Raw genomic sequence first — 12,063 nt, 5'->3', positions numbered from 1 at the left:
ATGACTAAAAAAAGAGAATTAATCTTGAGATTGGGAGTGGCTACTTACAGTCTTTGCATTGTCTGTTTTTGTTTTACACCCCAGCCTCAACTTCCTACAGGAGTGGAAACTCCAGGTATTCAAACTTTTGGACGCCTGGTTTTTCTTTTAACTCCCTTAAACTCCCTGTGGAATCTGGGTGAAGTGACTAGTTTGGGACAAGTCATTTGGATCTTTTTGCAGAACATCTTGAATGTCTTCTTGCTCTTCCCACTAGTCTTTCAACTGATCTATCTCTGTCCAAACTTGCGGCAAACCAAAAAACTCATCCTTCTCAGTTTTCTACTGAGTCTAGGAATTGAGTGTACGCAGCTGGTATTAGACTTTTTCTTTGATTTTAATCGGGTCTTTGAGATTGATGATTTGTGGACCAATACCTTGGGTGGCTATCTAGCTTGGGTTCTCTACAGAAAATTAAATGTAACTAAACTTACAAAGGAATTATAATGAGTATTTTAGAAGTTAAAAATTTAAGTCACGGTTTTGGTGACCGTGCAATTTTTGAAGATGTGTCTTTCCGTCTCCTCAAGGGAGAACACATCGGTTTAGTCGGTGCCAATGGTGAGGGAAAATCAACCTTTATGAGCATCGTGACTGGTAAGATGTTGCCAGATGAAGGGAAGGTGGAGTGGTCCAAATATGTGACTGCTGGCTATCTGGACCAGCACGCTGTGCTAAAGGAAGGTCAAACTGTTCGTGATGTGCTCCGTACGGCCTTTGATGAGCTATTTAAAGCAGAAGCACGTATCAATGACCTCTATATGGAGATGGCGGAAGACGGAGCCGATATCGATGCGCTTATGGAAGAAGTTGGCGAACTCCAAGACCGTTTGGAGAGTCGTGACTTCTATACTTTGGATGCTAAGATTGATGAAGTAGCGCGTGCTCTCGGTGTCATGGACTATGGCATGGATACAGATGTAACAGCCTTATCAGGTGGACAAAGAACCAAGGTGCTTTTGGCTAAACTCCTCCTTGAAAAACCAGATATTTTGTTGCTTGACGAGCCAACCAACTACTTGGATGCTGAACACATTGACTGGCTCAAGCGTTATCTTCAAAACTATGAGAATGCCTTTGTCCTTATTTCGCATGATATTCCTTTCCTCAACGACGTAATCAATATCGTCTACCATGTTGAAAATCAACAATTGACTCGCTATTCTGGTGACTACTACCAGTTCCAAGAAGTCTATGCTATGAAGAAATCTCAGTTAGAAGCTGCCTATGAACGTCAGCAGAAAGAGATAGCGGACCTCAAGGATTTCGTGGCTCGAAACAAAGCGCGTGTCGCAACACGTAACATGGCCATGTCCCGTCAAAAGAAACTGGACAAGATGGATATCATTGAACTCCAAAGCGAGAAACCAAAGCCGTCCTTTGATTTCAAACCAGCTCGCACCCCTGGGCGCTTTATCTTCCAAGCCAAGGACTTGCAGATTGGTTATGACCGCCCCCTTACCAAACCCTTAAATCTTACCTTTGAACGCAATCAAAAGGTAGCCATCATTGGAGCCAATGGTATCGGGAAAACAACTCTCTTGAAGTCTCTCTTGGGCATTATCCCACCAATCGCTGGGGAAGTTGAACGCGGTGATTACCTAGAACTTGGTTATTTTGAGCAAGAAGTAGAAGGTGGCAATCGTCAAACACCTCTTGAAGCTGTTTGGAATGCCTTTCCAGCACTCAATCAAGCAGAAGTTCGTGCAGCACTTGCTCGTTGTGGTCTGACAACTAAGCATATCGAAAGTCAGATTCAGGTCTTGTCAGGTGGGGAACAAGCCAAGGTGCGTTTCTGTCTCTTGATGAACCGTGAAAACAACGTTTTAGTACTTGACGAGCCGACCAACCACTTGGATATGGATGCTAAGGAAGAACTCAAACGGGCGCTTAAAGAATACAAAGGAAGCATTCTTATGGTTTGCCACGAACCAGACTTTTATGAAGGCTGGATGGACCAAATTTGGGACTTTAACAAGCTAATTTAAAAATGAGGAAAAAGAAATACAGTATCGAATGTGGATACTGTATTTTTTAGGTTATTTAGGATTTAAAATCGTAGTCTTTCACTACTTCGATGCTATCAATAGTGATAGCAGTTGTTGGTTTGTCTTTTTCATCTTTTTCAGCCTTGGCAATCTTGTCAACAACGTCCATGCCATCGATGACTTGACCAAAGACAGGGTGTTTGCCGTCTAGACTCGGATTTCCACCTTCTTTATAGGCTTCGATGATTTTCTTTGGATACTTGCTTGTAGGGAGTTTAGCAGAGGTATCTGTTGAGTTTTGGTTGATGAAGAACTGGCTACCGTTGGTGTTTGGCTGACCAGTGTTAGCCATAGCAAGAGCTCCGCGGATATTGTATAGGTAAGGAGAAATTTCATTTTTGAAACCAGTTCCCTTGTCCTTTGTTTTATCCTTATCATGCCAGATAGATTGCCCCCCTGTACCATCTCCCTTAGGATCTCCAGTTTGGACCATAAAGCCATCGATGACACGGTGGAAGGTGATGCCGTTATAGTAGCCTTCTTTAGCGTGAGTAAGGAAGTTTTCAACTGCTAAAGGAGCGAGTTTGGGGAAGAGTTTAATGCGGATATCGCCTTGATTTGTGTGGAGAATCACTTCGGCTTCATCTTCAGCAACTTCTTTAGAAAGTTGAGGGAAGTTGGCATTTTCATTGGTCAAAGCATCATTCAAATCTTTGGCAGCCTGAGCAGCTGCTTTTGAGCTTTCTTCAGCTGAGATACTAGAGTCAACATAGTCATCACCACGGAGACCACGCTGGATACTAGTACATCCAGCAAGAGCTACAGTTGATAGTAAAAGAAGGGTTGCTAGTTTTTTCATTGTTTTCCTCTCAAAAATTCATTTCTATCATTGTACCTTAAAAGGAAGTGGATTTCAAATTTTAAAATGAGGTTATTTTGCTAATACATGTAATTTTATAGCTTGACTTACTCCATTTTGTTCATTAGAGTATGTTACTGCATTTGCACAGTCTTTGACATCTGTAGGAGCATTTCCCATTGCAATACCGAGACCTGCGGTTTCAATCATGGGAATATCATTATAATTGTCACCCAAGGTCATAATCTCCTTGAGAGGAATTTGATAATAGTTAGCCAATTCTAACAGAGCCTGTTTTTTAGATACTTGATTATGTGTGACTTCAAGATAGTTATCCTTGGAGAGATAAAAGTCGGTTTGAGGGAAATCCATAATGGATAAGATGTTTTGTAGTTTCTGTATAGTGTCTGCTTTATCAATTAATAATAGTTTATGAACAAGAGTATGTTTCTCTCTTATAAAATCTGTTATAGATGTAACTTTTGGACTTTCTCCAGTAATATTGGCTTCGATTTGTACCCATTTATCTAAAGTATTAACAAACCAATCTTGTCCAGAATAAACATTGATAGAAACTGTCGGAAATTCTCTTTTTAAAAAATCATGAAGAAATGCCAATTCTTTTTTATCAATAGAATGCTGACTTAGAACCTCATCCCCCTTACTGATTAGGGCACCGTTATAACATGCGATTGGGAAGTTACTAATACCTAGTTCTTTAGAGATTGGAGCAATACCGAGAGGAGAGCGAGCAGAAGCTAAGACAAAAGGGATTTCTTTTTGTTTTAAAATTGGCATCAGTTCAGGCAAATAAGAGTCTATCTGGTGATTTTTGTCTAAAATTGTTCCGTCAATATCGCTTATAATCAATTTAATATTTCTCATAGCTTCCTCCCTTTTAAAATAGAATAGTTGTTTTGCCATCTAAAGATCGCTGAATTTCTATATCGGGTTCTTTATCTGTAATCCAATAATCAAAATCAGCTAGTTCAGAAAGAATAAAGTGAGAGTGTTTGCTTATTTTACTGGTTTCAGCCAGTAAGACACGAGTTTTACTTGTTTTAAATGCTCTCTTTTTCATTAGAACATCTTCTTGGTCTTCAAAACTAACTTGCCCATCTGAAAGACTTGCAGCTCCAAAAAAAGCTAAATCAAACTTAATAGAGTTTAAAATGTTCGACTCTTCTAGAGAGTAATAGAAACGATTCTTTTTATGAAATCTTCCACCCAGAATATGAAAATCGATATTCTTTTTTCCTCCTAGAATAAGCGCATTATCTAATGAATGACTGAAAATACTAACTTCTTTCTCAAGTATTTTAGCTAATTCTAGTACAGTTGTTGAAACATCAAAGAATAGTAGGTCTCCATTAGAAATGAGTTCCTTTGCTAGAGAGGCGATTTTCTCTTTTTCTTTGGAAGATTGTTCTCTCCTGTCTTTAAAGCCCAGTATAGGCTGTTTCTTTATTGATAGCAATCCTCCGTGAGTTCTTTGTGCTCTATTTTCCTTTGCAAGAATAGAAAAATCTCTGCGGATGGTATCTTTGGATACTTGGAAATAGTCAACCATTTCTTTTGCTGAAAGACTTCCTCTCTCTTCTAAAAGTGTTATGATTTCTTCTAATCGTTGTGCTTGGTACATAAATTCACCTGCTTTCTGACTCTATTTTACTCTTTTTTGTAAGTGAAATCAAGCATTTATAAGTTTTTTTAATTTAAAATCAATTTATTTAAGTTTTTTTGGGGCGAATCTGAAAAAATAATAGTCTGTCAAGTTTTTTTCTTGACACCTGTCAAAAATCTGCTATAATAGAACATGTGCTAAATAGCTCAGCTATTTCACCGAAATAAAAAAATAAGAAAAGAGACATTAAAAAATGGCAGTTAAAATCCGTTTGACTCGTATGGGTTCTAAGAAAAAACCTTTCTACCGTATCAACGTAGCAGACTCACGTTCACCACGTGACGGACGTTTCATCGAAACAGTTGGAACTTATAACCCACTTGTTGCTGAAAACCAAGTGACTTTGAAAGAGGACCGCGTTCTTGCATGGTTGGCTGATGGAGCTCAACCTTCAGATACAGTACGTAACATCCTTTCAAAAGAAGGCGTATTGAAAAAATTCCACGATTCTAAATTCTCAAAATAAGTTTAAAGTAGGTTGACAGATGGATACGATTGAAAATCTCATTATTGCGATTGTGAAACCTTTGATTTCACAACCAGATGCCTTAACTATCAAGATTGAAGATACACCAGAGTTTTTGGAATATCACTTGGATCTTGACCAGAGCGATGTCGGTCGTGTTATCGGTCGTAAGGGTCGCACTATCTCAGCGATAAGAACGATTGTCTACTCTGTCCCAACTGAAGACAAAAAAGTAAGAATCGTTATCAATGAAAAATAAAAAAAGCGGGACACAAGTCTCGCTTTTTTGTGAGGAGTAGAAGATGAAAGATTTAACGTTTAGACAATTACAAGACTACTTACTCGAACATTACCAGCAGTCTCGAACTGAGGAAGGACTCTTTATCAAGCTAGTGGAGGAAGTCGGAGAAGTAGCCGAGGTCTTGAATGGGCGCTCCGGTCGAAAAGAGGGCGTTCAGGATTCAAACGAGGAACTAGCCAAAGAACTGGCTGATATCATTCACTACACAGTTGCAATCGCGGCTATCAACGACATTGACCTAACCAAAACCATTTTTGACAAAGATAAGAATGCTGCCATTAAGTACCAACATGAACGTGATTTAGAAAAGTTTTTAGACGCTCAAAGCTGATTACAGTCACTGTTCTTCAACTTGTGAAAATCCCTAGAACGTGATAAAATAAAGGATAAGGATTTTTAATAAATCATTGTTATAGAATGAGTGGATTTCTTTATGAAGCGGTTTGAAGTAACTACAAAAATTGGCAGTCTCTCTGTTACTTATAAAAAGAAAAAGAAAGTGCTTGTTTGTCTAAATGGAGCAGGTTTGCTACCAAGTTATGAAAATTTTTCACTTATACTTGAAAAACTTCCTTCCAAAATTGGTTATTTGACAATTGATTTTCCAAACACAGGTAGGAGTCCGATTCATGACCAATCTGGAAAAAATCTGGACAATCTTGTAGACGCGGTTTATGAAGTACTTGAAGAATTGGCGATTTCTGAATATATACTTTGTGTACATAGTTTGAGTGGAATTTTAGCTTGCAAATTGATGAACAAATCAATTAAGTGTCAGGCTTTAGTAGCAATTGAACCAACAACTAAAAAAGTCATGTTTGCTGATTTTTCAGAAAATCCTTATCCAGAAATGGAAGAGCAGATGGGACTGATTGACGAGTATGGTCCTGAACTTTATTTTAAGAACTTAACTCAAGCAACATTTAGCTCTGAAACGAATGAAGAAATCTGGGAAATAATGCAAGAAAAAGGCTTAGAGTTGGAAAAGCAAAATCCAGGATTTCAGATATCTGGAGAGATTACTGAGGAAGATTTTGAGAATGTATCTATAGAAGCTCGTATTCCTGTTTTTATTTTTTGTCAGGCTTATAGAGAAAAAGAGTACAGAGAATCAGAGTATTGGACTTCCAATACTAAACTCATTTTAGGAGGGAATCACCATTATTTACAATGGTCAGAATCAGAAAAGATTGCGGCTATCATTCGAGAATTGTCAGAATAAGATGGAAAGAAGGAGAGTACAGGAGACAAGATGAACTACTTTAATGTTGGGAAAATCGTTAATACGCAGGGTTTGCAGGGTGAGATGCGCGTCTTGTCTGTGACGGATTTTGCAGAAGAACGATTTAAAAAGGGAGCAGAGCTGGCTTTATTTGATGAAAAAGATCAGTTTGTCCAAACAGTGACCATCGCTAGCCACCGTAAGCATAAGAACTTTGACATTATCAAATTCAAAGATATGTACCATATTAATGCGATTGAGAAGTACAAGGGCTACAGTCTCAAGGTCGCTGAGGAAGATTTGAACGATTTAGATGATGGTGAATTCTATTATCACGAGATTATCGGTTTGGATGTTTACGAGGGAGATAACTTGATAGGAACTATCAAGGAAATCCTGCAACCAGGTGCCAATGATGTCTGGGTGGTCAAACGAAAAGGTAAGCGAGATTTGCTTTTACCTTACATTCCGCCAGTAGTTCTCAATGTTGATATTCCAAACAAGCGGGTCGAAGTGGAAATCTTAGAAGGGTTAGACGATGAAGATTGATATTTTAACCCTCTTTCCAGAGATGTTTTCTCCGTTGGAACACTCGATCGTTGGAAAGGCTCGAGAAAAAGGGCTCTTGGATATCCAGTATCATAATTTCAGAGAATACGCTGAAAAGGCTCGTCATGTTGACGATGAACCTTACGGAGGCGGTCAGGGGATGTTGCTCCGTGCTCAACCCATTTTCGATGCCTTTGATGCCATTGAAAAGAAAAATCCCCGCGTCATTCTTCTTGATCCTGCTGGGAAACAGTTTGACCAGGCTTATGCTGAGGATTTGGCTCAGGAAGATGAACTGATCTTTATTTGTGGTCACTATGAAGGGTATGACGAGCGCATCAAGACCCTGGTAACCGATGAAATATCTCTAGGAGATTATGTCTTGACTGGAGGAGAATTGGCGGCCATGACCATGATTGATGCGACTGTGCGCCTAATTCCTGAAGTGATTGGCAAGGAGTCTAGTCACCAGGATGATAGCTTCTCTTCAGGTCTTCTCGAATATCCTCAATACACACGTCCATATGACTATCGTGGCATGGTGGTTCCAGATGTGCTCATGAGTGGGCACCATGAAAAGATTCGCCAGTGGCGACTGTATGAGAGCCTAAAGAAAACCTACGAGCGCAGACCTGACTTGCTAGAAAACTATCAACTAACAGCCGAAGAAGAAAAAATGCTGGCTGAAATCAAAGAAAACAAAGAATAAAGGAGAACCTTATGCAAGTAATCAAACGTAATGGAGAAATTGCTGAATTTGATCCAGATAAAATTTACCAAGCTGTCCTAAAAGCAGCTCAAACCGTTTATGTTTTGACAGATGATTTGCGTCAAAACCTTGCACAAGTTACTAAAAAAGTCGTTTTGGACTTGGAAGAAGCAAAAGTGGAACGTGCGACTATCAGCATGATCCAGTCAATGGTTGAGCACCGCTTACTTGGAGCTGGCTACATTACCATTGCAGAGCACTATATCTCTTATCGCTTGCAACGCGATTTGGAGAGAAGTGGTTATGGCGACCATATCGCCGTTCATCTTCATTTTGAACAAATCCGTTAAGAAAAAGAGTGGGATGCAATGAACATCTCACTCTTTCTTAAATAGACTTTTCTGAGCTTGTTGTACGGTTGAGGGAACAAAACGAAGCCGTTTAATATCACTGATACGAATGATTCGAGTCACGTTTTTTGAAAAATTCTTGACGATAATTTGTTGGCGAATGGCATCGTGTTTGAGAATATCACCCGTAAAACTTGTTTCTGCAAGTATCACATGAACAGCCGTCTTTTTCTGGATGGCTTGTTCAATCATAGCAGTGAGGGAGTTGTCCTCGATTTGAGGATGATCATCATTCCCATTGAGAAAACTATGTAGTTTATCTAGAACTAGTTGGAATGCCTGTCTCATAGAATCCTCCCTCCTTACATATCCACATTATATAAAATTTTTCTAAAAACTACAAGATTTTTCGAATAATCTAATGAAAACTTAAAAGGAGAACAAAATGGCAGAATTTACATTTGAAATCGAAGAACACTTACTGACCCTGTCTGAAAATGAAAAAGGATGGACCAAGGAAATCAATCGCGTCAGCTTTAATGGAGCCCCTGCAAAGTTTGACATTCGCGCTTGGAGCCCAGATCATACTAAAATGGGCAAGGGAATTACTCTTACAAATGAAGAATTTCAGGTAATGGTGGATGCCTTTAAAGGTGGACAATAAAAAGAATCTTGAGTGGAACTCAAGATTCTTTTTTTAGGACACAATATAGTCACAAAGAGAAGTCTTAGACAATTGAATGAAAGTCTCTCTATACTCTTCAGGTGGTATTGGATTATCTTTACGAATCCACACTTCAATGAATGAAATCGCCATGGTCGTAATGATATAAGCGATGTCTTCTTTACTAAAATTATATTTCAGTTGGTAATTGACATTCTTTAGTACCCACTCAGAGTATGTTCCACGCAGAAACTCCTTCCAACATGGGTCGACTTGTGTGGTATACAAGGTACCGACGACTTCTCGCTTTTCATAGATGAGAGGAAGAATGTGGTCCGCTAAGAAAGTGATGGGATCGCCATCTCTTTCAGGACAGTAGTTGTTAAAATTATTAAAGATCTGTTGATCAGTCTCCTTGTGGATATAATCGATAATATCTTCAAAGTTATTAAAGTGCTTTTGATAAATCGCTTGGCGGGAAATACCAGCTTCTGCAGCAATCTCAGTCATGGTAAAAGAAGTTCGCTGAGGGTTTCTCCTTGCAAGAGTGATAAAAGCACCTAAGATTAACTCTCTAGTTTTATTTGCCATAGCTTTACCTTCCTATCTATAAATATTAAAAATACTAGATTTAGTATTACCCCAAGTTTTCCTTTTAGCATAAATAAACTGAATAGATGATTATTCGAAAGCCTTTATAAGACTATTATATCATAGATTCATTATAAATAACAGATTATTACGGGGAGCTAGTACTATTTGCAGACTCCTATTATATCAGTATTTTCAGACAATTCTTAGGATAGTCACTTTTTATATGGTGTCATGAAATAATATATCAAAAAAGTTGATATCGTGTAAATAAACAACTTGATAGATAAAAAGATTTTAATAAAAATATTCAACGATATGTAGTATAATAGCTATGGATGATATTTTGCTATATTTCCATCTGACCAAGAGTAACGATACTCCTGCTAAAGATTGAATTGAATAAATATTTCGAAATACTATAATAGTGTAATTGTTTTTCAAAGCAAGTGTTACAAGTATGTTATCGTGTAACAAATCATGCGATTGAAAGGGGTGTTGCCTACTGAACAGATGTGACATACTCCTCAATTAAATTTAATCAAATAGAAAGGATTTTTATGGATAAACTAAAGAAAGTACTAGGTTTTCTAGTATTCCCTCTTTTGCTATTGCTGATGTTCTTCCCGACAGGTGAAGCTCATGCTGCAACTGATGTTACCGATAAAGCCGATTTCAAGAATTTGAAGATTACCGTAGCTGAAACCGGGAGTGCTTCACACATTATTATCGGTCCAAGCACAAAAACTGTTGAACTAAAATACTCGGGCGACTTCTCATTCCCTGGTGTACAGGCGAACGTGATTAAGCCTGGAGATTACTTTATCGTAAAGGCCCCTGAAAATTTGGATTTGGAAGATAGAACCTTGGATCTAATTGATTCAAATTCAAATACGAAGATGGGGACGGTTCAGGTAGAAAAAGCCAATCATCGTCTTGTCTTTACTTTCAATGAAGTAGTTCAGGGGAAACAACATATCCGTGGGAGCTTTACTGCGAATGCAAAACAAACAGTTGAAGGAGTGACTAAGAAGGTCACCTACACTCTGCCAGGAGGCACGACGCAAGAAATCGAATTTGAGGTGAAAGTGTATCCTAAGCACCCCCATACAGGCGAATTGATTTATAAACAACCTCAGAATGATCCGAAATCGCCTAAAATTATATGGAATGTGCGAATTAACCGTTCTAAGACAGATATGGGGAACCACACTATTAAGATCAAAGATAATATCGGCTTAGGAGCCTTTGCGTCTTATATTGAGAAAAGCTTTGAACTATCTGAAGTAGTGTACGAGACGACAGATACCAACTATGCTGGTCTCAAACATATAATCAAAGTGTATAAAGTGACAACGGATCCTGAGGAGTATAAAAAGGATTCAGACAACACGGCCTTGCTGACTTTTGTCAATGGTAAACGTGGATTTGAATTGCTTATGCCGACAAATATGGGGACAAAGAGTTTTTACCTAAGATATCTCACGACCTCGCCAGCAGATGAATCAGAGGTAAAAAACTCCATTCAGTACTTGCGAGATAACGAACCTCAATTAATTTGGAAAAAACGGGAAAACACAATCAATACACAAACCTCGCACGATATAACTATTAAAACTGTTAAGTCCGTAGGTGCAACTATTACTGCTGATATTGCTGGAAAGATCAAAATCACTAAATTCGACGAAGCTGATGCAGATGTTAAGTTGGCAGGCGTTGTCTTTGAAATCCTACGAAAAAGTGACAGGGTTAAAGTTCAGGAAGTAACAACGGATGCGGACGGGATTGCCGTTTCAGATCATCTCAATGATGGTAAGTATATCGTTAAAGAAAAAACTCCTAAATCAGGCTATCAGGTAAATAGTCAAGAGTTCGAAGTGGAGATGAAAGATGGAAAGGGTGTTCCCCTCAATATCTCTAACAAACGTGTGACAGTTGACTTTGAAGCAACCAAGACTTGGGTAAACGGAAAAGCAACTGACTACAAAAAAGTCAAACTCGGTTTGTATGTGCACAAAGAAGGACAAACTGTTGCAGATGCAAAACCTGTTACTGGGAACTACACCCCTGAAGTGACAGAGTCTAATGGTGTTTACACTTATAAATGGAAAAATCAACTTCCTGAACGTGATGTTGATGGAAGCAAGCTAGTTTATTCTGTTCGAGAACTTGAAGATCAGACGGGTCTTCCTCTGAAAGAAGGAGAGAAAGTCAAAGCAGGAGAGAACAACTACCTTGTATCTTACAATGCAGACAAGACTCAAGTAACCAATACTTACGAAGTTCCAAAAACAAACGTGACGGCTAAGAAAGTCTGGGTTGGTGGTCAGGAACATGTTCGTCCAACTGTCTACTTCAAACTCTATCGTACGCCAGAAGGTGGAGCGATTGAAGAAGTAGTTGGTGTTAGTCAAAAAGAAGTTCCCAAAACAGATGGAACTGTCGAATGGACAGACCTTCCTGAGACTGATGAGCACGGTGTGAAGTACACTTATAGTGTGATGGAAGTCGATGAAGATGGTAATCTCATCGTAGATACGATAGACGGCTATACTCCAGCACAAACAGCTGATTTGACTGTTACAAATACGTATAGCACTGAACCAGCTGAGGCTGTAATTGAAGCTAAGAAAAAATTGGA

16 protein-coding genes are annotated in these 12,063 nt (G+C 38.8%); 11 read left to right on the top strand and 5 right to left on the bottom strand.

Annotated elements, in window-relative coordinates:
* Together B7725_RS00960 and B7725_RS00955 are read left to right on the top strand one after the other, a co-directional pair.
* On the top strand, positions 1-486 hold the full coding sequence (locus tag B7725_RS00960) for a VanZ family protein (RefSeq protein ID WP_084874174.1): 486 nt from the start codon (positions 1-3) through the stop codon (positions 484-486).
* Complete coding sequence (locus tag B7725_RS00955) at positions 486-2,027, top strand: ABC-F family ATP-binding cassette domain-containing protein (protein WP_084874173.1); 1,542 nt, start codon at positions 486-488, stop codon at positions 2,025-2,027. Before B7725_RS00960 ends, B7725_RS00955 begins: the two co-directional genes overlap by 1 nt.
* Before the next feature lie 55 nt (positions 2,028-2,082).
* Here B7725_RS00955 and B7725_RS00950 read toward each other — a convergent pair whose 3' ends face one another.
* From B7725_RS00950 to B7725_RS00940, 3 genes are all read right to left on the bottom strand, one after another.
* Positions 2,083-2,886, bottom strand: a complete 804-nt coding sequence (locus B7725_RS00950) for a peptidylprolyl isomerase (RefSeq protein ID WP_084874172.1) — start codon at positions 2,884-2,886, stop codon at positions 2,083-2,085.
* A gap of 72 nt (positions 2,887-2,958) precedes the next feature.
* Positions 2,959-3,771 carry a Cof-type HAD-IIB family hydrolase gene (locus B7725_RS00945; RefSeq protein WP_084874236.1) on the bottom strand — a complete coding sequence of 271 codons (813 nt, stop codon included), beginning with the start codon at positions 3,769-3,771 and terminating at the stop codon, positions 2,959-2,961.
* Between the two features lie 13 nt (positions 3,772-3,784).
* Positions 3,785-4,528: a DeoR/GlpR family DNA-binding transcription regulator gene (locus B7725_RS00940; protein ID WP_084874171.1), complete on the bottom strand. Its 744-nt coding sequence runs from the start codon at positions 4,526-4,528 to the stop codon at positions 3,785-3,787.
* A 235-nt stretch (positions 4,529-4,763) separates the two neighbouring features.
* Here B7725_RS00940 and rpsP point away from each other — a divergent pair, with 235 nt between their 5' ends.
* The 7 genes from rpsP (at position 4,764) to B7725_RS00905 (ending at position 8,167) form a co-directional block, all read left to right on the top strand.
* Positions 4,764-5,036 (top strand): 30S ribosomal protein S16, encoded by a 273-nt coding sequence (gene rpsP / locus B7725_RS00935; RefSeq protein ID WP_000268760.1) that lies wholly within the window; start codon positions 4,764-4,766, stop codon positions 5,034-5,036.
* 19 nt (positions 5,037-5,055) lie between these two features.
* Entirely contained in the window at positions 5,056-5,295 is a 240-nt protein-coding gene (kphA, locus tag B7725_RS00930; RefSeq protein ID WP_000379619.1) for an RNA-binding protein KphA, read from the top strand.
* A 43-nt stretch (positions 5,296-5,338) separates the two neighbouring features.
* Positions 5,339-5,668: a MazG nucleotide pyrophosphohydrolase domain-containing protein gene (locus B7725_RS00925; RefSeq protein ID WP_084874170.1), complete on the top strand. Its 330-nt coding sequence runs from the start codon at positions 5,339-5,341 to the stop codon at positions 5,666-5,668.
* A gap of 102 nt (positions 5,669-5,770) precedes the next feature.
* Entirely contained in the window at positions 5,771-6,559 is a 789-nt protein-coding gene (locus B7725_RS00920; RefSeq protein ID WP_084874169.1) for an alpha/beta hydrolase family protein, read from the top strand.
* Between the two features lie 30 nt (positions 6,560-6,589).
* Entirely contained in the window at positions 6,590-7,108 is a 519-nt protein-coding gene (gene rimM, locus B7725_RS00915; RefSeq protein ID WP_070567581.1) for a ribosome maturation factor RimM, read from the top strand.
* Positions 7,098-7,817: a tRNA (guanosine(37)-N1)-methyltransferase TrmD gene (gene trmD / locus B7725_RS00910; protein WP_000686930.1), complete on the top strand. Its 720-nt coding sequence runs from the start codon at positions 7,098-7,100 to the stop codon at positions 7,815-7,817. The genes rimM and trmD overlap by 11 nt, the downstream gene beginning before the upstream one ends.
* Positions 7,818-7,828: 11 nt before the next feature.
* Positions 7,829-8,167 carry an ATP cone domain-containing protein gene (locus tag B7725_RS00905; protein WP_001196045.1) on the top strand — a complete coding sequence of 113 codons (339 nt, stop codon included), beginning with the start codon at positions 7,829-7,831 and terminating at the stop codon, positions 8,165-8,167.
* A gap of 27 nt (positions 8,168-8,194) precedes the next feature.
* Here B7725_RS00905 and B7725_RS00900 read toward each other — a convergent pair whose 3' ends face one another.
* Positions 8,195-8,515 carry a hypothetical protein gene (locus B7725_RS00900; protein ID WP_084874168.1) on the bottom strand — a complete coding sequence of 107 codons (321 nt, stop codon included), beginning with the start codon at positions 8,513-8,515 and terminating at the stop codon, positions 8,195-8,197.
* Positions 8,516-8,612: 97 nt separating this feature from the next.
* Here B7725_RS00900 and B7725_RS00895 point away from each other — a divergent pair, with 97 nt between their 5' ends.
* Positions 8,613-8,831, top strand: a complete 219-nt coding sequence (locus B7725_RS00895) for a YdbC family protein (protein WP_000807427.1) — start codon at positions 8,613-8,615, stop codon at positions 8,829-8,831.
* A 33-nt stretch (positions 8,832-8,864) separates the two neighbouring features.
* On the opposite strand, the gene B7725_RS00890 is transcribed toward B7725_RS00895, so the two are convergent.
* Entirely contained in the window at positions 8,865-9,422 is a 558-nt protein-coding gene (locus tag B7725_RS00890) for a TetR/AcrR family transcriptional regulator (RefSeq protein WP_001284748.1), read from the bottom strand.
* A gap of 560 nt (positions 9,423-9,982) precedes the next feature.
* On the opposite strand from B7725_RS00890, the gene B7725_RS00885 reads away from it, so the two are divergent.
* Positions 9,983-12,063, top strand: a 2,081-nt coding sequence (locus tag B7725_RS00885; protein WP_142357341.1) for a SpaA isopeptide-forming pilin-related protein, incomplete at its 3' end; no start/stop codon positions are given.

The sequence above is a fragment of the Streptococcus oralis subsp. tigurinus genome, from assembly GCF_002096275.1.
Classification (GTDB): Bacteria; Bacillota; Bacilli; order Lactobacillales; family Streptococcaceae; genus Streptococcus; species Streptococcus oralis_CN.
The sequence above is the reverse complement of the archived record's forward strand: the minus strand, read 5'-3'. Positions and strand labels throughout refer to the sequence as shown.

Excerpts from the sequence above, each read along its gene's own strand:
- B7725_RS00960 (WP_084874174.1), top strand. The coding sequence starts at position 1 with ATGACTAAAAAAAGAGAATTAATCTTGAGATTGGGAGTGGCTACTTAC.
- B7725_RS00955 (WP_084874173.1), top strand. The coding sequence starts at position 486 with ATGAGTATTTTAGAAGTTAAAAATTTAAGTCACGGTTTTGGTGACCGT.
- B7725_RS00950 (WP_084874172.1), bottom strand. The coding sequence starts at position 2,886 with ATGAAAAAACTAGCAACCCTTCTTTTACTATCAACTGTAGCTCTTGCT.
- B7725_RS00945 (WP_084874236.1), bottom strand. The coding sequence starts at position 3,771 with ATGAGAAATATTAAATTGATTATAAGCGATATTGACGGAACAATTTTA.
- B7725_RS00940 (WP_084874171.1), bottom strand. The coding sequence starts at position 4,528 with ATGTACCAAGCACAACGATTAGAAGAAATCATAACACTTTTAGAAGAG.
- rpsP (WP_000268760.1), top strand. The coding sequence starts at position 4,764 with ATGGCAGTTAAAATCCGTTTGACTCGTATGGGTTCTAAGAAAAAACCT.
- kphA (WP_000379619.1), top strand. The coding sequence starts at position 5,056 with ATGGATACGATTGAAAATCTCATTATTGCGATTGTGAAACCTTTGATT.
- B7725_RS00925 (WP_084874170.1), top strand. The coding sequence starts at position 5,339 with ATGAAAGATTTAACGTTTAGACAATTACAAGACTACTTACTCGAACAT.
- B7725_RS00920 (WP_084874169.1), top strand. The coding sequence starts at position 5,771 with ATGAAGCGGTTTGAAGTAACTACAAAAATTGGCAGTCTCTCTGTTACT.
- rimM (WP_070567581.1), top strand. The coding sequence starts at position 6,590 with ATGAACTACTTTAATGTTGGGAAAATCGTTAATACGCAGGGTTTGCAG.
- trmD (WP_000686930.1), top strand. The coding sequence starts at position 7,098 with ATGAAGATTGATATTTTAACCCTCTTTCCAGAGATGTTTTCTCCGTTG.
- B7725_RS00905 (WP_001196045.1), top strand. The coding sequence starts at position 7,829 with ATGCAAGTAATCAAACGTAATGGAGAAATTGCTGAATTTGATCCAGAT.
- B7725_RS00900 (WP_084874168.1), bottom strand. The coding sequence starts at position 8,515 with ATGAGACAGGCATTCCAACTAGTTCTAGATAAACTACATAGTTTTCTC.
- B7725_RS00895 (WP_000807427.1), top strand. The coding sequence starts at position 8,613 with ATGGCAGAATTTACATTTGAAATCGAAGAACACTTACTGACCCTGTCT.
- B7725_RS00890 (WP_001284748.1), bottom strand. The coding sequence starts at position 9,422 with ATGGCAAATAAAACTAGAGAGTTAATCTTAGGTGCTTTTATCACTCTT.